Source organism: Streptomyces sp. NBC_01233, from assembly GCF_035989305.1.
In the GTDB taxonomy this organism is placed as follows: domain Bacteria; phylum Actinomycetota; class Actinomycetes; order Streptomycetales; family Streptomycetaceae; genus Streptomyces.
The window spans coordinates 1,487,194-1,506,154 of record NZ_CP108514.1 but is presented as its reverse complement, the minus strand read 5'-3'; the positions used below and the strand labels follow the sequence as shown (position 1 = coordinate 1,506,154).

The 18,961-nt window shown below is 68.1% G+C and carries 6 protein-coding genes and 5 pseudogenes (1 of these 11 cut by a window edge); 7 read left to right on the top strand and 4 right to left on the bottom strand.

Features of this window, described 5'->3' with window-relative positions:
• Positions 1-491: 491 nt before the first annotated feature.
• From OG332_RS07210 to OG332_RS07195, 4 genes and pseudogenes are all read left to right on the top strand, one after another.
• The gene (locus tag OG332_RS07210) at positions 492-1,628 is read left to right on the top strand and encodes a 3-oxoacyl-ACP synthase (RefSeq protein ID WP_327412660.1); all 1,137 of its coding nucleotides are present in this window, start codon (positions 492-494) and stop codon (positions 1,626-1,628) included.
• 361 nt (positions 1,629-1,989) lie between these two features.
• A complete protein-coding gene (locus OG332_RS07205; protein ID WP_327412659.1) occupies positions 1,990-2,373 on the top strand; it encodes a MoaF-related domain-containing protein in 384 nt (127 codons plus the stop codon).
• A gap of 173 nt (positions 2,374-2,546) precedes the next feature.
• Positions 2,547-3,057, top strand: a pseudogene (locus OG332_RS07200) (winged helix-turn-helix domain-containing protein); the annotation flags it as partial.
• Between the two features lie 598 nt (positions 3,058-3,655).
• A pseudogene (locus tag OG332_RS07195) lies at positions 3,656-4,396 on the top strand (reverse transcriptase domain-containing protein); the annotation flags it as partial.
• Positions 4,397-4,924: 528 nt separating this feature from the next.
• On the opposite strand, the pseudogene OG332_RS07190 reads toward OG332_RS07195, so the two are convergent.
• A pseudogene (locus tag OG332_RS07190) lies at positions 4,925-6,046 on the bottom strand (recombinase family protein); the annotation flags it as partial.
• Between the two features lie 132 nt (positions 6,047-6,178).
• On the bottom strand, positions 6,179-6,526 hold the full coding sequence (locus tag OG332_RS07185; protein WP_327411920.1) for a hypothetical protein: 348 nt from the start codon (positions 6,524-6,526) through the stop codon (positions 6,179-6,181).
• A gap of 114 nt (positions 6,527-6,640) precedes the next feature.
• On the opposite strand from OG332_RS07185, the gene OG332_RS07180 reads away from it, so the two are divergent.
• The 3 genes and pseudogenes from OG332_RS07180 to OG332_RS07170 all read left to right on the top strand — a co-directional run.
• The gene (locus OG332_RS07180; protein ID WP_327412657.1) at positions 6,641-7,027 is read left to right on the top strand and encodes a reverse transcriptase domain-containing protein; all 387 of its coding nucleotides are present in this window, start codon (positions 6,641-6,643) and stop codon (positions 7,025-7,027) included.
• Positions 7,024-7,380, top strand: coding sequence for a group II intron maturase-specific domain-containing protein (locus OG332_RS07175; protein ID WP_327412656.1), 357 nt, complete (start codon positions 7,024-7,026; stop codon positions 7,378-7,380). The genes OG332_RS07180 and OG332_RS07175 overlap by 4 nt, the downstream gene beginning before the upstream one ends.
• 113 nt (positions 7,381-7,493) lie before the next feature.
• A pseudogene (locus tag OG332_RS07170) lies at positions 7,494-8,048 on the top strand (transposase); the annotation flags it as partial.
• Between the two features lie 17 nt (positions 8,049-8,065).
• On the opposite strand, the pseudogene OG332_RS07165 reads toward OG332_RS07170, so the two are convergent.
• A pseudogene (locus OG332_RS07165) lies at positions 8,066-8,829 on the bottom strand (IS5 family transposase).
• Between the two features lie 448 nt (positions 8,830-9,277).
• Positions 9,278-18,961 carry the end of a hypothetical protein gene (locus OG332_RS07160; RefSeq protein ID WP_327412654.1) on the bottom strand. 22,380 nt of this gene lie beyond the right edge of the window, so 9,684 of the gene's 32,064 nt are visible here — the last part of the coding sequence; its start codon lies beyond the right edge, outside the window — the gene reads right to left on this strand; it ends in the stop codon at positions 9,278-9,280.

Below are 18,961 nucleotides of genomic sequence, written 5' to 3'. Positions count from 1 at the left end.
CCCAAAGCTGACGGCCAATCATGAAAGATCGAGGTTAACGCATACCGAAGGCCAATCGGTCACGAAACGGACTGCTCGGCGGGGCGGATCGGACACACCTTTTTCTGTTTACGTCTGTAAGCTCTTTTCCCGAGGACTGGAGCACTCCGCCCGCCGCGTACACCAAGTATCCGGAGGTACCCATCATGTCTGAGCTTTTTTATCTTGAGCGCCCGAGTTCCGAGAGGGCGCCCGAAAGCCTGGCGGATCTCACGGCCCATCTGCATGCGTAGTACGGTCAGACCAAAGAGATGGGCGAAAGCGCGTCTCACTCCAACCTTCCTCACTTATTCCTGGCCCCCAGGTTCCTCGGAGAGAATCATCTCCTGCGGCACGGAACTGATGAGCCCCCGGACCCGGGCCGTGCATACCCTGATCCGACGCCATGCGCCGTTCGTCGACGCGGACCGGCGCATGGACCAGGACATCGCCGCCGTCAAGGAGCTGATTCCATGCCCTGGGTGACCGAAACCGATCCGAAGCTCGTCGCGATCGCCGCCGAACTCCCGCGCCCCCAGTTCTCCACCGAGGAACTGATCACCGCCGCCGGAGGCCGAATATCCGACAAGCTGATGGCGATGCTTTCCAACCTCGGGGTCCACAAGCGCCACTCCATACTCGCCAACTACCCTGACGTCGTCTTCCACGAGGCGGAACCCAAGCTCGACATCGCCACAGCCGATCTCGCCGTACGCGCCGCCCGCACCTGCCTGGCCAAGGCCGACGTCGGGACGGACTCGATCGGCCTGGTCCTGGGCGTGTCCAGCAGCCCCGGACGCTTGCTGCCCAGCCTGGTCTGCGACGTCATCGCCCGTATGCCGGAGCTGCCGCGGAGCGTGGCCAACCTGAGCATCGAGTACATGGGCTGCTCGGCGATGGCGAAGGTCGTCGAGACCGTCCGGTGGTATCTGACGTGCCACCCTGACAAGCGCGTCCTCGTCTGCTTCACCGAGGCGGTCACTCCACTGACCCCGGTCCTCCCCGGCACGTACGCACACTTCTCGGAGGTCGCCGCCGAGGAGCGCCAAAGCACCGTCAACGTGCTCCACGCCTTCCTCTTCGCCGACGCCGCCGTGGCCATGGTGTTCGGCACCGAAGGCGCGGGGCCTTCCTTCGGCCCGGTTTCGAGCCTGACAAACGTCCTGCCCGAAGACACCGAACTCGGCACCGTACCCGACGGCGGATCGGACATCCCGGTCGTCCACGGACGTCGGCTCTACACGCTCAGCCCCGAGGTCACGCCGCGCGGTTCGTACTACGCGAAGGAAACCGTCCGCATGGCCCTGGAAGGCGACGGCTGCGAGCTGAAGGACCCCAGCCAGGCATCGGTCCTCCTCATGCACACCGGAAGCGTCCGCATCCTGGATTCGCTGTGTGAGGAATTCGGCGTCCGCAACGACAGCGAAACCGTCGCGTCCTCCTACCGGGTCCTGCGTGACTACGCCAACACCCTCGGCTGCTCCGTCCCCCTCATGCTGGCGGAGCCGACACGCCGTGCAGCAGGGCAGGGCATCGTCGTCGCGTTCGGACTCAGCTTCAGCTCCGGGGCGTTCACGATGACGGTCCCTGACGGCGGCTGGACCCCATGACCCCGCCGCCCCCCTGACCCCGGGGCCGCCCAGGTCACCTGGTCCAGGGTCTGCTGCGAAAGTGGATCTTGTTCGTGGGCGATTGCGCTGGCGCATGGTGATCTGACGAACGGCCAGTGGGCCTGGCTGGAACGTTGTTATCGAAGTACATCAAGCCTCGTCGTCCGCCGGGGTGGACGCGGCGGCAGCCGATCCGCGGCCCATCGTGGCCGACCCGGACCTGTTTCCCTGGCGCGATGTGCTGGAACACTAGGGGACCGTGGAACCGGGCCTATGACGACCCGTTCCGCCTCTGGCAGCGGGACAATACAAGGTTCGTGCGGCCGACCTATACCGCGCGTCCTCTCACCGGAGGTAACCGATGACCGACACTGTTCCGCTTCCTTCCCCTCAGCCCGACAGGATCGGCGGCCCGTCGACCACAGAGCTCGCGGGCATAGTCATGGAGTACCGCTACTCGACGGGCAGCCACTACCGAATGGAATTCGCCGCCGACAAGCTGACTTTCCACTTGCTCAGCGATCCTGCCGGTCACACGCGAACGTTGCCCTACCGCGCGCGCAAGCTCCACGACGACCTCTTCCTCGTCTGCTGGATCGTGAAGCCCGGGATCCACGTGGCCCTCGTCGTCGACTTCACACGGGACCAGATCCACGCGACTGCGATGATGCCGCCGAATCAGTGGGAATTCTTCGACATCGGCGACATCCTCGACGTCCGCCGCGACGATACGGAGCAGGGCTGACCGATGACCGACCAGGGCATAGGAAGCCGGCTATACCGGCGGGCGCGGATCCGTCCGTCCGGCGTGGCCCTGCAGTAGGGCGTTCGTGCGCTGACGTCCGCCGCCCTAGTTACTGAGCTTTGCGGGTTGTCGTCGGTGGTGACGGGTCATGATCCCTGCAGTATGCCGTTGGTATGCGTTATCCGGAGGGTGGGGGCCTGACCGCTGAGCGTCGGGCGTTTCGTGAGGGGATCCGGCTTCAGGCCGGCGAGAGGTTCGCGGCGGGCGAGAAGACCGCGGCGATCGCGAAGGACCTGCGGGTGAGTGTGCGGTCGGTGGAACGCTGGCGTCGTGCCTGGCGTGAAGGGGGCATGGAGGCCTTGCGTTCCGCGGGCCCGGCGAACTCCCCGACCGTCACCGATGCCCAGTTCACCGTGCTGGAGGAGGAACTCGGCAAGGGCCCATCGGCGCACGGCTTCGACGACGAACGCTGGACCCTGGCCCGGGTCCAGACGGTGATCCGCCGCCGGCTGCGGGTGAGTCTGTCGGTGCCGACGTTGTGGCGGCTGTTGAAACGGCAGGGCTGGTCCTGGCAGGCTCCTGCCCGCAGAGCACTCGAGCGCGACGAGCACGTGGTGGAGCTGTGGAAGAAGGAGGTGTGGCCGCGGGTAAGAGCCTCGCGGCGGCGTCCGGGGCATGGTTCGTCTTCGAGTTGCGCCGTGAGGCGCTGTGATTCGTGTGGAGGTGAGAGACTTTCACCGCCGACCTGTCGTAGCAGGGAGGTGGAGCTGAGGGCAGCCTGATCCGGGTGATGCCGGGGAGGGCGGGAGCGGCCCTGACAAAGCCGGGACGTGCCAGTACTGCCGGATGGTGCGGGTCCGGCGAGCGGGATGGAGAGGAGTACGCGAGGAACCGGCGTCTTTACGTCTCTTAACGACTATACCGGCTCGAACCTGGTGGATCTGGGCCGGAAGCGGTGCGCACTCGCCGTCTATTGGAGGTGGGGAACTCCTTGTCCGGTATTTCGAAGCCGGTCGGGAGGCCACGAGGAAGGTCTACGGCGTACTCGTGGCGATGCCGCAGGGACACAGTCGGGCTCCTACTCCAACGAGCGAATCACAGTGAACACGGGAACCACTCGTTCTCAACTCCCCATTCGTGCACGGCCAGTGCCGGTTGGGGATAGGCGCATCGACAGCCGAACGGTCCGGGTGGGGCGGAGCCGCCGTAGTACTCCGAGCCGGGGAAAGCCCGAGCACATGGGGAAGGGCGGCAGCGGTATCGAGAGGGGAAGGAGACTGCAATGCCGAAAGACGCACCGCTGAACAGCGGCGCTCGGCTGGAGACGGACCCGGTGGGTCCACGCCAGCGGGTATCGGAGATGCAGGCCAAGCTTCACCGTTGGACGGCGGCCGATCCCGGCCGCCGGTTCGATGATCTGTTCAACCTCGTGCACGACCCGGCGACGCTGATCGTGGCGTTTGACCGGGTCGCCGGCAACCGGGGAGCCCGTACTCCCGGCGTGGACGGCCTGACGGCCGCCGACGCCGAGGAGCGATTCGGGGTCCCCGGGTTCCTGGACGACCTACGGGCCCAGCTCAGGCAGGGCTCGTTCCGGCCGCTACCAGTGCGGGAGCGCAAGATTCCCAAACCGGGTGGTTCGGGGAAGGTTCGGCTGCTGGGGATTCCCGTGATCGCCGACCGGGTCGTCCAGGCCGCGCTGAAGCTGGTGCTGGAACCGATTTTCGAGGCCGACTTCAAGCCGGTCTCCTATGGCTTCCGGCCCAAACGGCGAGCCCAGGACGCGATTGCCGAGATCCACTTCTATGGCACCCACGGCTACCGATGGGTGCTGGACGCGGACATCGCGGCGTGCTTCGACGAGATCGACCACGTCGCGCTGATGGACCGCGTTCGGATGAGGATCAAGGACAAACGAGTACTGGCACTGGTGAAGGCATTCCTGAAGTCCGGCCTCCTCACGGAGCTCGGAGAACATCAGAAGACGTTCACCGGTACGCCACAAGGGGGCATCATCACGCCCCCAACGCAATGGGTAACTCGGGCATGAGTCACCCTCCGTAGCGTCTTGATCTTGATGCTGGTCGTCGGCGGTGCGCTCACGCACGGGTATGCGGTGCCGGATGGTGATTTTCTCGGGTCCGACGAGGACGTCTTTGACGAGGAGCCGCAGGACGCGCTGGCGCTCGGGGACCTCGGCTGTCCCAGCGTTCTCTCGGAGCTGGGCGAGGAAGCCTTCGAGGTCGTCAGCGAGCTTGAGGTAGGCGTCGCGGTCGGCGAGCTGGGCGTCCAGCGCGTCGAGTTGGCCGCGCAGGTTGCTCTCCCGGGCCCGCAGGCCGGGCATCCGGGCCCGCAGTTCGTCGATGGTGACCAGCTGTTCCTGGAACGCTTCGATCATGCGTGTGATCGCTGCGGTGGCCTTGGCCAGGGCCAGTTCGAGACGGCTGCGCTGACGGGTGGCGGGGTCGGAGGTGCGGGCGCGGTCCAGCCGCTTGTCGATCTCGGAACGGATCAGGTGCGGGTCGGCGGTCATGCCGATGATGTGGTCCCAGACGACGGTGTCGAGGTAGTCGGCGCGGACGGGCTTGTTGGTGCAGACCCGGCCGCCCGCGTAGCGGTAGTCGTCGGAGCCCAGGCACCGGTAGTAGTAGATCTTCTTGCCGGAGGAAGTAGTGGTCGAGGTGCGGTAGTAGCCGTATCCGCAGCTCACGCAGGCCGACAACCCCTGAAGCAGGGAGGGGACCTTGCTGTTGCGCGAAGCGAAGCGCTTGTTGTCGGCGAGCCGCTGGGCGGCGCGTTCGAAGGTGGCCGGGGTGACGAGCGCGGGAACGGGGATGGTGATCCACTCCTCGCGGGGGCGGTCGGTGGTCTTGACGGCGCGCGGAGTGCTGCGGCCCTCCAGGCGGGCCCGGCGGTTGAGGCCCGGGGACTCGTGGAGGATCTGGGTCTTGCCGAAGGCTGCCTGCCCTGCGTAGGCGGGGTTGCGGAGCATGCCCCAGATGACGCTTCGGTCCCAGCGGGTCTTGCCGGTGCGGGTGGGAGTGCCGCTGCCGGTGAGCCAGCGGGTCAGGTCCGCGATGGAGGCCCCGTCGTCGGTGTAGCGGCGGAACAGCTCGACCACCAGCGCCGCCTCGGACTCGACGATCTCGTAGGTGGCCCCGCACTCGGGGGTCTTGCGCAGGTAGCGGTAACCGAACGGGGCTCCGCCCAGCACGTTCACTGCCCCCGAGCGCGCCCGGTAGGTCTTCCCGCGCCGGTAGCGTTCCATCAGCTGGGCCTTCTCGTACTCGGCGAACATGCCCTGGAACTGGACCATCAGCTGGTCCTCGGGAGTGTCGCCGCGTGGGCCGCGCACGAACTCCACCCGGGTGCCGGCCCGGGCGAACTCCTCGATCAGCAGGGCCTGGTAAGCGAACTTGCGGGCGAGGCGGTCGGGCGCGTAGCACAGCACCACATCCACGCCGACCTGGGCGACCAGGTCGCGCAGCCGCTCCAGCGCGGGCCGCACCAAGGTCGCCCCGGAGTGCCCCTCGTCCTCGAACACCCACTCCTCGGGCAGCTCAAGATGCGCGGTGGCGGCGTGCGCGCGCAGGGCCGCGGTCTGCGAGCCGATCGTCTGGTCCTTCTTCTGCCGGGCCGAGGACACCCGGGCGTAGATCGCCACGCTGGTCATCGCTCACTCCTGCCTGCTCCAGGCGATCCCGTATCCGGGCTCGCCGCTGCGGAACCAACGCCGCGTAGGCCGCGGACAAGTCCGCCGCCGCATGACGGTCGAAGACCGCCTCCACCTCCACCGGCCGGCCGCTCACCTGCCTGGCCGCCCCTCCGGGGCACCCCGCTCAAGGAACTCGGCCAGGGCCTGGGCCACCACCGCGGAGATCGCCCGGTCACTCTCGTGGGCACGGGCGCGGATCTGTCCTGCCAGCGATTCCGGCAGCTTGACAGTGAACACCACGCTTGACTCGGGGACTTCGAGATGTCCAGCGGCCATGGCCTGCTCCAGATACCGGCGTGCCTGACGCACCGACACCCCGTACCTACTTGCCAACGTGCGGGCGGCTGCGGCCACGGGCACACCCGCCCCGACCAGATCCGCGGCGGCGTTGACCCGCCGGGCGTACTCGACGCTATCGACACGATCACCACGCACCATGTCACAAACCTACTACCCATTGTGACGCCCCTTACCCTCCGCTCGAGGAGTGAGTTCCAAGCGCCGGTAGCCGAGCGTCACCTCGAAGCAGAAGTTGCCCATTGCGTTGGGAGCGTGATCTCCCCGCTCCTGGCGAACATCGCCCTGTCGGCGCTCGACGAGCACCTGCACCGGCCATGGGAACCGGACGGGGAACTGTCCACCAGCAGTCGGCGTGAACGACGGGGTGCCAAGGGCCTGCCCTCGTGGCGGCTGGTCCGCTACGCGGACGACTTCGTCGTCATGGTCAAAGGGACCAGACAGGACGCCGAGGCACTGCGCGAGGAAGTCGCCCAGGTCCTCGCCCCGATCGGGTTGCGGCTCTCGGAAGCCAAGACCCAACTGGTGCACCTGAGCGAGGGTTCGACTTCCTGGGGTTCCACATCCAGTGGCGCCGCAAACGCGGAACGGACAAGTGGTACGTCTACACCTTCATCGCCGACCGGCCCGTCCGGTCGGTGAAGGCGAAGATCCGTACCCTCACCCACAGAACGTCGCAGCAGGACCTGGCCGTGGTCCTGGTGAACCTCAACCAGGTCACCCACGGATGGGCCAACTACTTCAGGCATGCCGTCGCGAAGCGCACCTTCAGCAACCTGGACAACCTCGTCTGGTGGCGAGTCATCCGGCTGCTGCAAGAGCGGCATCACTGGAACTGGACGGACGTCCGCAGACGGCTCACCACCCCCACCGGGCGGTGGCGGCCGATCAGCGCGGGCGAGATCGAGTTGCGGAAGATCAGCGCGATCCCGGTCACCCGGTATCGCTACCGCGGCAACAGGATCCCCACCCCCTGGACCCCTGCAACAACCTGACGGCAGAGACCGTGGAGAGCCCGTTGCCTAGTAATAGGCACGGCCGGTTCGGCGAGAGGTCCGGGGAAACGGACCGGGAGCAATCCCGGCACCGCGCCCCGGGCCTACTCAGCGACGAGGCCGGATTCTCCATGACGCCGCCCCGTGCCCGGACCTGGGGCCGGCGCGGACACACCCCCGTCATCCGCGTCCGCGGCCGCTCCCGCCGCCGGACCTCGGTCGCCGCCCTGTGCTGCTACAAACCTGGCGAGCCAAGCCGTCTCATCCACCGGCCCCGCACCCACCTTTTACTCAAGGGCGCCCGCAAGAGCTTCTCCTGGAAGGACTACCGCGACCTGCTGGTGAGAGCCCATATCCAACTCGGCGGCCCGATCGTGGTGGTCTGGGACAACCTCAACACCCATCTGGCCGCCGGGCTGAAGCGGTATGAGGCCGAGCACGACTGGCTCACCACTATCCGCCTGCCGCCCTATGCGCCCGATCTCAACCCCGTCGAGGCCGTCTGGTCGCTCGTGCGCAGAGCGATGGCCAACACCGCCTTCGACACCCCCGATGACCTCGACCGCACACTCCGCCGCGAGTTACGCAGAATCCAGCTCCGACCCCACCTCATCGACGGCTGCCTCACCGTCACCGGCCTGGCTATCAACCCACCGACCCCACCCTGAAATCCTCAGTAGAACTGCTATCGGAATGGCTTCAGGCGCCGCCAGCAGATGAGTGAGCACGCGAGGCTGAGGAAGGCTTCGTGGATGTCGTCTGGTACTTCCCAGCGGATCCGCAGCCGGCGGAACCAGTGGAGGTGGGCGAAGGTCCGCTCGACGACCCAGCGGTCGGTGCCGAGGCCGGATCCGTGTGGGACGCCGCGTCGGGCCGCCGGCGCGGCCGGCCGCGCTTGCCGCGGACCGGCGGGACGGCTTGGAGCAGGGGGATGAACTGGGTGACGTCGTTGCGCTTGCCGCCAGTCAGGGTGGCGGCAAGCGGAATGCCGGTGGCATCGGTGATCAGGTGGTGCTTGCTGCCATTTCTACTCCGGTCAACGGGGCTTCGCCCTGTTTTGGAGCTCCCTTTAACGCGCGTATGTGGGAGCCGTCGACCACGGCCCGTGAGAAGTCCAGGGCGTCGGCTCCGCGGAGCCGGGCCAGAAGGGTCTCGTGCAGCAGCGGCCAGACGCCGGCATCAGTCCACTCCGCCAGACGCCGCCAGCAGGTCATGCCCGATCCGAACCCCAGTTCCTGCGGGAGGTGCTCCCACGAGATCCCGGTGTGCAGAACGAACAGGATGCCCTGGAACACCAGCCTGTCCGGATGTCGCCTCCGACCAGGATAGACGAGTCCGTCGCTCCACCCGCGGCAAGAGCGGTTCGATCACCGCCCACAACTCGTCATCAGCTTCCCACGGCTTCCGCCGATCCACCCCGCACCCCCAGATCAACGTCCTCACGGCCATCCAACCAGCCCGAAGATCATTTCGTTAGGGGTTGTTAGGGGCGCACCATGACTCTGATCCTTACATGGAATCGAGCCTCCACCTCATCCGGGTCGGTTCAACTCTGATGGCCGGGACCTTGAATCCTGGACACCAAATCACACAGGAGTCGCACCGGGCCCAGGCCGCTCGCGACCTCCGGTGGTCCCGTGTCACGCTGACCCCCTTCAGCCACCGGTTCCCCGTCCGTACCGGGTACGAAGAGGCTTGCGGCCGTGTACCGCGCAGAAGTTGGCGGTGACCAGCACCTCGACCGCAGCCGTGTCGTCGGGATCCGTCCTGGTGCAGCATTCCTCGACCACCAGATAGGGCGAGCCCGGGCACCGAAGAGAACCGCCGTCCCCATCGGCGGAGGCGGCACCTCCACGACTTGGGTAACTGCCTCCGCAGTGAGACCGGTGGGATCCAGTCACTGGGGTCTGTCTTCCTCGGCCAGTTCGTCGAATAGGACCTGCGCACCGCGGAGGATCTGTGCCGTCTCCGCCGGATGGGATCCGATCAGAGCCATCACGAACAGGCTGGGGTCGAGCGGGAGCGTCCATTGGTGGCGCATCTCGACGGCGTACCGCATCAGCGAGTACGCGGTGCCCGCCGTCAGGGGAATCCCACCGATGGGGGGACGGACGTTGAAGGCCCAGGCCATCACGCGGGTGTGGTGCATGTCGGCGCCCGGGCGGCCTTCCCGGCCCCGCCCAGCTTGGGCCCGAAGCCCCTGGGGCGGTGTGATCGGCCCCAGCAGGTCCGCCAGGAGTCCGGTCTCCAGAGCAGCGAAGAGGGTGACGAAGTCCTGGCTGATGACGTCGCGGGCGCCGATCGCTTGGATGACGGCCAACGCGTCGTCCGTGGCCCGCTGCCGTACGGCTTCCACCACCCGGTGCAGCTCTCGATCCGCCTCACGGTGTCGCGCAGCGTAGGCCGCCGTCCACGCTTCGACGGGGTCCGTCTGCTCCCGTAGGTCGGCAGTGACCTCCGGAAAGTCGTCCTCCGGGTCCCGGCCCCGGTCCCCCTCCGCCGACTGCGTACCGTACGCGTCGATCAGCGACGGGCCGTACTGGTCGAGGGGGGAGGCGTCCGCCTCCGTCTCCGCCGTTGAGGCGGAGTTGTACTGGTCCAGTATGGAGTGGACGCGGTTGTAGGTGGGTGCCGACGACTTGGCGGACAGTCGGCCCAGCATCGCTACTCCGTAGTCGTGTTGGGTCTGTACTCGGAGTCCGGGTGCTTGCAGTCTCGTGGTCTCCTGGCGGATCAGTGGATGCATGGGGATGGGGGCCAGGCCCGCCAGGGGTGACGCCGTCCGGTCGTGGATCTGCCGTAGTCGGTCCGTGGTGAGGCCGACACGCTTGATCTTGGCCTGTGCGGCCAGCTCGAAGAGTTCTGAGCGGTGTGCCTGGGACACCGGCGTGTCGGGCGCGAGGCCGAAAACGCGGTGGATCAGGGGGTTGAGGTGTTCGGGCCGTGGGGCCCCGTTCTGGTTGAACTCCCGGTGCAGCAGTGCCTGGAGCTGCCTGCCCGCGGTCAGCAGCCGCTTGTCGGGAAGACCGCTGCCGCCCAGGGCGTCACGCACGAAGTACACGGTCTCCTTCGTCTGGAGGGCTTCGCGGGGGGTGACGGCCTGCGGGTCGCGCTGGCGGAAGAGCTGGTTCTTCGGCTTGTGCACGCCGATGTCGACGGCGAGCGTGCTCAGCTGCTCGATGGTCAGGGAGAGGACCGTGTCAAGCGTCCCGTCCGTCGAGCTCGCGAGCTCGTACCCCGAGTCCAGTGATCCGTCGGTGCCTCCCTGCCACGCCTCGCGCTCGGGGCGCAGTGCGAAGTCCCGTACCAGCTCGAAGTGGCGGGTTTCCACGGCGGTGTTGCCGGGCAGCGGGTCCAGGTTCTGGCGCCGGGCGAGACTCGTGGCGAGGGCCTCCTGGAAGGCTCCCAGCACGGTGTCGATCCGCTCGGCGGCGGTCCGCAGGTCCTCCTCCTCGTGGATCCGGGCGGTGAACCGGATCGCCGGGGGCCGTATGCCCTGGGCGATCCGCCAGAGGCCGACCTTGGCGATCTCCTCCGCGATCTTGCCCAGGCGCTCACGATGGAAGTCGCTCAGGCCCTGTGGTGCGCCGGGCATGGCCGTTCCCTCCATCTTGGCGTCGTTGTGACCGCCCTTGACCAGGACGACCATGGGGTTGGCGAACACCGAGTCGTCCGGGCCGGCCCACGTGTCGAAGAAGCTTTCCCCCGGGCTCCGCCCGTGCATGGTGAAGAACCAGCCCTCGTTCGGATCGCCGTACGTGTCCACGGACAGCTTGCTCATGTGCGCGATCGCCGCAGTCATCGTCCGTGCTTCCTGCGCCACCAGGGCGTCCCTGGCCGCGACCGGATCGGCCTGCGCCGACGGGTCCGCGTCCAGAGCGGCGATCTTCCCACGCAGGGTATGGATCAGCCGCAGCGTCTTGGCCAGGTGCGTACGCGTGGCGCGCTTGGGATCCGCCGGGACCGCCGGGACCGCCGGAGCCGCCGGGACCGCCGGAGCCGCCGGGACCGCCGGAGCCGCCGGGACCGCGGGGGCCGCGGGGGCCGCGGGGTCTGCAGGGGCCGCGGGGGCTTCCCACCGGTCGAGTTCGGAGGGGGGATAGTGCGCCAGGTTGGCCTCGACGGCGTCGCGCATGTCCTGGTTGAAGTTTTTTCGTGAGGTGAACATCTGCAGGGCGATGTGGTGGTTCTCGTCGCCTGCCACGACCGGCGCGAAGTGGTAGCCGGCCGTCTGCTGGACCGCGGGCGTGTCCGGACCGGTGCCGTGCGCGTAGTCCTCGTCGTAGAGGCGGACATTATCGGTCACCGCATGCGCGAGCGCCTGGACGACATAGCCGTCACCGGGCTTCTGGGCGATGGCCGACTCGTTGACACCGATCTTCTGGATCAGCTCCCACCAGCGCCACGCGGCCTGCAGATCATGCTTGGCACGGAACAGGGCCTGCCCGTACTCCCTGCCCACCGCGGGCCAGTCCTGCTCAACAGAGTTCCAGACATTGTCCAGAAGAGCGCGGCCCCACTCCACTCCAAGGACGTCCCGCCGGCCTTCGGGTGCGTGGAAGGCCTCCACCAGCCCCTGCGCCAGGTAGGCGGGCCCGGAGATCTCCTTGTCGTGACCGAAATGGGCCAGAGGCGCGGCGGTGGCCGCGGTACCCCCCTCCGCGAGGGGCCGGGCGTCGTGCAGTACCAGGTTCTGGTGCTGACCGCCCAGGATCTTCGCGGAGAAGTCACGCGTCAGGGAACTCTTCTCACCCCGTATCTCAGGCGTGACCCTGTACAGACGCTTCAGCACACCGTCATGCGCGAACTCGGCATACGTCGAGTGATCAACCTTCAGCGTGAGCTTCGCGCCGGTCAGGCCGAGGTGCCTGTGAGCGTCGGCCACCACCTCCTCCGTCGCGAAGAACTCCCGGTTCTGCCCCCCATGGACGGCCAGAGCCAGGTTCCCGTCCCCCGCAACCGCCAGCACGGGATGCTCCTGCACCTCCACCGGACGCATCGCCACGAACCGCGGGAAGACATCGCCAGCCTCCTGGCCCGGGGCCACACCCGTCCGGCTGGACAGACGGTACACAGACGGCGCCTCGGCCAGCTTCCGGGCATCGGGCACATCCGGCCCCCCAACGAACGGCGACGTCAGCGTGTAATCAGTCACCAGCCGCCGGGGCCGGGCAGTGCCATCCGTGAACACCTCACGCCGGCCCAGCACCCCGCCCAGATCCGCCGTCCCCACCCCGGCGAACCTCTCCCGACCCCCCGGATCCGGCTCCGTCCCGGAAGGCACGTCGCCCAGCACCTCCATCGGACGCGGCGGCGCGGACACCGCGGTCACCCGCAAAGGCCCCTCCTCCAGACCAGCGGGATCAGCGACGCCCACAGGCGGAATCAAACCCACCATGTAGCGCCCGTCCTGGAGGACCAGCAGCACCGTGGGCCCCCCCGCACCCCCCAGGTGCCGCACCGAAGAAGCGTCCTCCAGTTCCGCAAGGGCGACGCGGAACCCGAGCTTGCGGCCCATCAGGTCCGCCGCGAGCTCACTCACCAGACCGTCCCGCCTGTCCTCCCGGCCCAGCAGGAGACGCGCCTGGTCAGCCCGGCCCAGCCTCGCATCCCTGACCGTGACCGCACCCCCCTGGAGAGCGGCCTGGGTACGGACGACCACACTCGGCTCGACACCGGCCTCGAAAAGCTCCTTCAAAGTGAGCGACCGCCTGGACTCCAGGAGGGACGCCCCCGCCGGGATGTCCGGCTCGGTGACCGAGCGGCCCACCCACGCCAGCACCGCCTCAACGTTCTCAGGCAGCATCGCCTGCGGGTCAAGGCCCAGTTCACGACCGGTCGCCGTGTCAAACAACTCAGGCGCCGAATACAGCACAGCGTGCACGACACCCTCAACCAGACGCTTGCCGAGACCAGCCACCTCACGCAAACGCACCTCATTCCCCCCGAAACGCACAACCCAGTCCCCGGAGACACCGTCCCGGCCGTCCGCGACGAAGGCTCGTAGCATCTCGCCGTGGCGTATGCCGTCGACGAGGAACACGTCCGGCACGCCCCGCCTCTTCAGCCGGTCCAGCTCGACGCGCAGCTCCCTCGACGGCACGATCGGGTGGCGGGGTGGATGCTCGTAGGTCGATCTGAAGCTGTGGCCGCCGACGAACGCCGTGTCGTCCCAGCTGATCTCCGCCGGCAGGGGAAACTCCGGCCAGTAGGCCTCCCACGGAGATCGTTCCTCGGGCCTGGCGTAGACGGTCAGCTCGCCGTGGGGGCTCAGCTTCACCTTTTGATCGCTCGCCCATTCGAGGAACCTCGGCTCGATGCCGCGCCGTACCAGTCCCTGGGTCAGGGCCTGGCTGAGTTCTTCGGCAGCGAGAACCTGCTGCCCGTCGTCCTGGCTCACCTCACAGCTGAAGAGCACCAGGTTGAGCGGCGTCGCGGTCTTCTCGGCGAATCGCAGGAAGTCGATGAACTCGTCCATTTCCAGCAGTAGTTCTGCCAGATGCGCTGCCGTGGTGTGTACCGTCCCCTCCTCGCGTGCGTACGCGGCATCCGACACGGTGGGAGAGACGATGTCGCGCCACCCGTGGATATCGATGTAGAGGGTGGGTTCACCGCTCCAGGGGAGATCCTCCTGAACGATCCGGACCTGACCGTCCTCAGAGGTCAGGTCCGGATCGTAGGTGAACGTCGCTCCCTCCGTGGGCACATGGTTGCGCCAGGCCTCGGCATCCGCCGCCCGCTGCTCCGCCGGCAGGAAGCTCAGCACCTTGGCCAGCGGAGTTCCCGTGTCCAGCAGGCTGTACGAGATCCGGTCCAGCCCGGCCGATCCCTTGACCGGCAGCACCTTGCTGCGAGCCACCTCCCCGGCGGCCTCGGGGCCTCGCAGGTGCCCGGCGAGCGCAATGTCCAGCAGCAGCGACTGGTAGTCGTCGGGGGGCAGTTCGGTGGATGCCGGATTGTGCTCCTCCAGCACCTCTGCCGCCTGATCGAGCTGCTGGGTGAACTCCTCCTCGGTCAGCAGCCGGCCGAGCTTGTAGGCGGCGGCCGTGGTCTCGAACCGGCGCACCGCGGGGCCGGGGCCTTTCGACCACAGCGTTTCGGCCGACACCCAGGTGAGCGCGCGCGTCTCGCGCTCGCCCAGGCCCAGATCGGAGCTGAAGGACTCCGCCTTCGCGAGGAGCGCCGCCAGCTTCACTTTGGTGAGACGGGGCTCGGGTGCCTCGCCGCGCACGGAGGCGTCCTGGCTCTCCCACAGCTCGTACTCCCGCTGCCACCGCACGCGCTCCTGGTCGAGGGCGCCGCGCAACCGCTTCTCGGCCTCGCGTGCGGCGACCTCCACCATGGGCAGATACCAAGGCTCCGGGGCTTCCAGGGCTTCCAGGGAATCGGAGCGGGGTCTCTCGGTCTGTTCCACGGGCACGGAGACCAGGATCTCCGGGGTGTGCTGGTGGTGCTGGTGGTGCGGATTCGTCTGGAGATCAAGGTTGTCCAGGGTGTTCCGGACGTCCTCCGGGGTGTACTCGCTCTCGACGACCCGGCGCTGCTCTGACTGCGGGGGCGAGAGGACAGGTTCATCTCCGTCGAAGGCCACCGTCGAGGCCCTGCGCCTGGGCTGGAACCTGATCAGCGTCTCACCGCCGGGCTGCTGATGGGAGTGGAGGATGGTCTCGTATATCTGCCGGCCGAAGGAATCAGTGGGCCGCCAGTACTTGTGCGCACCGTGCATGACACCCATGCCAGCGGCCTTCATCTCCTCGATGATCGTCTCGTACTGGTCCAGGGACAGGGGCCGGCCCGTGTCCGGGCTCCGCATGTCGAAGATGTCGTGGTCGCCCGTCAAGGGCCGCTTGCCGCCCTGCTGGTCGACCGCCCACACCAGGCCGTCGGACACCTCGTACCGCCCGGTCGCGGTCAGCCGGGCCATCTCTCCGCGCAGCGTACGGTGCTCGTCCTCCCGCTGCCGGTGGCGTTTGATGATCTTGTCGGCCAGTGCTTGGTCCACCGGCAGCCGAGCAGGCATGACCGGCTCGAAGAACCCCACGAGGCCCCGGTTCTCCGCCTTCGCCCCGAGGTGTACGTCGATGGCGTTGATGGTCTTGGCCTTGATCTCCTGCGGTTTGGGCAGGGCACCTCTGTCGAGCCACTCCACGGCCTCGGCGTTCGTCGGCCGGACGTCGATGACGACGTCGTGCCGGTCCGAAATGCTCTGGAAGCGTGCCTGGTTGGCGATCGGCATGCCCCAGCCCATCTCCACTGCCTCCGGCGGTACGTCCACGGATTCGGGCGTCGGCAGCTCCAGAACGTGCTCGATGCTCGGGGAACGCTGCGTCACGGACTGCGGCGACAACTCGCTCACCCCCTCCGAGAGGATCTCCTCCGAGGACCGCCGCCGCGCGATCAGCCCTTGCCCGAAACCCATCTGAAGTGGGGAGAGGAAGGACGAGAGGTCGGAAGGCTGATCCGAACGCGCCGAGTCGAGGTCGTCCGTCGCATCGCCGTCCTCCGCGAGGAACGGCATCCACCCGTTGGTGACGATCCGCGGGAGCACGGGGAAGGTACGCGTCGTGACATCGGAGTCCGTCGCCCGGGTCTCGGGTCCGGTGGGGAACTCGACGGTCGTGGGCTCCAGTACAGGTTCCTCGTCGTGGCGCCTCGGGAGCGGCGCCCTCTGTTCCGGCACGGTGTCCGGTTCCGGTGGTGGAGTGCCACCTGACAGGCCGGTGGGAGGCGGCAGATCGAGGCCGAGGCGGAGGAAGCCCGCGAAGTCGACCACGGCTCGTACGCTGTCGGGGGTGAGCGGGCCGGCGGCGAGGTACTGGGTGAGCGCCATCGCCGTCCAGTACTCCAGGGGGCTGCGCTGCTCGAGGCCCTCGCCGTGGTCCCCGAGTGTCAGATCGAAGTGCATGGCGGACGCTACGATCCGGCGGCTCAAGAGGGCGTACTCGGGCCCCAGGTACTGGAACTCCCCGGTGGCGAAGTCCCGTAGCGCCTTGATGTCCACGAGACCTGCGAGCTGCTCCAAGGCCTCGATACTGTGCGGCGTCGGATCCACCGCCGGCACGCTCCACGATCCGAAGCCCTCGAGGTCGGACACGCCGGGCGCCGACGTGGAGCTCCCTTCGAGGCGCGTCCGGGAGATGACCTCGGCGAGCAGGGCCTCCGCGGAAGTCCGCCGGTCGGGAGGCGGGGCGATGTCCTCGTCGGGGAGCTGCGCCAGGAGCTCGTCGGGGGCAGGGGGTTCGTGCGGGGAGCCGAGTTGGCCGTCGGCGCTGTCGTCAGCCTGCTCGTCACCCCGTCCGGGGAGCTCCATCAGTGCTTCGCCGGGGCCGGGTGGATCCGTGTGCGGGTCGGTGGACCGCTTCGTCGCGGTGAACTCGGTGGGGGGTAAGGGGGGTACCTGATCCAGGACGGAGTGGTCGGGGTTGCCGGCCGGTGGCTCCCCTCGGCCGCCGGGAAGCTCACCGGGGGGTCCGGCCGAGGGGTCCGAGCCGACGGCTGCGTCCCGCCTGGCCTCGACTTTCGCCTCGAAGGACTCCATCAGTCCCAGCAGTGTGTCCATGTCGCCGCGCATGCCGGCCGCGTCGAGGGCCAGTTCGTGCATGCTGAGTTCTTCCGGACTGAAGCCGAGTTCGATCAGCTCCTTGCGCTTGGCCTTCGTGTAGGCCGCGGTTCGGGCGTCCGTCTCTCGGTCTGCCTTCCGAACACGACGGGACTCAGGCGTCGGCAGCATGCCACCACTCCCGACAATGCGCTCGATGACAAGGCTCTGCGGCCGCCGCGACCTCCGGTCCTGACCACGTACCGACCGAACCAGATCAGCGAAACCGTAAACATTGACGAACTCCACGGGCGGACGCGACGGCATCGCCTCCATCGTGACGAACACGCGACGGTCACTGGTCCGCTCATTCACACCTTGAGAAGGCGCCAGCAGGTCGAGCGCCTCGGCCGCGAGGTCGGCCTGTGCGGACATCCAGGCACGGACACGGTCCGTGACCACGGCCAACGCCCGGTCAATGCCCGCCCTGAGAGCGTCCGTTGGTGACCCTCTCAGGAGGCTCGCGGCATCACCGGCCAGCGCCCTGAAGTCGGGATCGGTCAGCAGTGATTCCGGAACGCCATCGGAGCCGCCACGGGCGTACTCGACCGCCAGGTGCCGGATCGCGGCTCTCATCAGCCACTCACCGTTCCGGTCCCCCAGACGGCTCGCCTGCAGGAAAGCGTGGAACAAACGGTCGTCCGGAGAGACGTACCCGTTCACCGCCGTCAGGTACGGCGCCTGTAGCTCGCGTCGGGCCTCGGTCGTCCAGTTCCGTGCGGGGATGACAAGCCGGGAGGAGATGCCGACCGCGTCGGCCGACCCGCTTCCCGCCAGCACCGAAGCCATTGCCGTGTGGTTGCCGGCCGTGTCCCCTACCACGCGCCCGCCGTTGATGCCGTACCGCTCGGCGTACAGGCGGTGGTGCGGGAGTGTCCGGGCCGGGGCGAAGTGCTGTCCGGCCCACTGGTGCAGGCGTGATCCGTCCGTCGCCAACGCGGTCGTCAGCGCGTCATCGGCCGTGCCCACACCAGCGCTCTGACCGTCGGCCAGCACCTCGGACAGGGACTGGACACCCGAGCGCACCGCCCAGGCCACAACCGCCCCCCGGAAACGAAGCTGTTGCTCCGCATCCGCCCCCAAAGCCCGGTAGGCCTCCATCAGCGCCAGCGCCGGCCCCCGCCTGCCCCCCGCATAACGGAACCCGCGCGCGTCATGCGCCAACCGGTACAGCCCGCCGTCCCCGCCCGGCGAAACCACCGCCGGCCTGGTGATCAGGCCCGGCACAGTCGACACCAGCGACGTGGGCGCATCCGAGTACACCGCCCGCGCGAACGCGTCCATCAGCGCAGCCGCACCCGGCTCGGAGCCGATGAACTCCCGCACGGACCACGCGCCCTGCGGCACACGGCCTCCCCCGGGGAAGAAGGCCGCATTCGCCCCGTCCGCACCATGGATCCGCGTCAGAACATCGAGCAGGCCCATGATCGCCCCGCTCACGACCTCGGCCGAATCACCCCCCGCAGCCTCCTCCGCCAGCGCCTGCTCGTACTCGAAGCTCAACGCCCGCCACCGCCGGTCCGCATAGAACGACGCGAACCTCACCGAGCCCGGGGACGCGGGCAGCGCAACGGGCGACGCCTCCGGCCGCCGCCCCGGACGTACCACCGTCCATCCCGTGGCCCGCCCCCGGACATCTTCCAGAACGTGAACGACAGGAAGATCCAAAACACCCGGTGACCCGCCGGTCGAAGTCGCGGTCGCGGGGGGGACGACTGCGATGCGGCCCTGCGGCCGCAAGACCGTCAGGCCACTACGCTCAGCGAGCCGCCGCAAAGATGCGTCCATCGCGGCCGGACGGCCGACGGGGAAATCCGGAGCACACGCGATGAACATGAGGGTGTGGAAGCCCGCGGCTGCCAGCCCGCCGTCCACAAGATCCCTCGCCCACGCCCACTCCGGGCGGACGGGGCCGTCGACGGAAAGCCCGGAGACCAGGGCGTCCGCCGTCCGGCCGTGCATCGCGAAGAACGCGGTGCCACT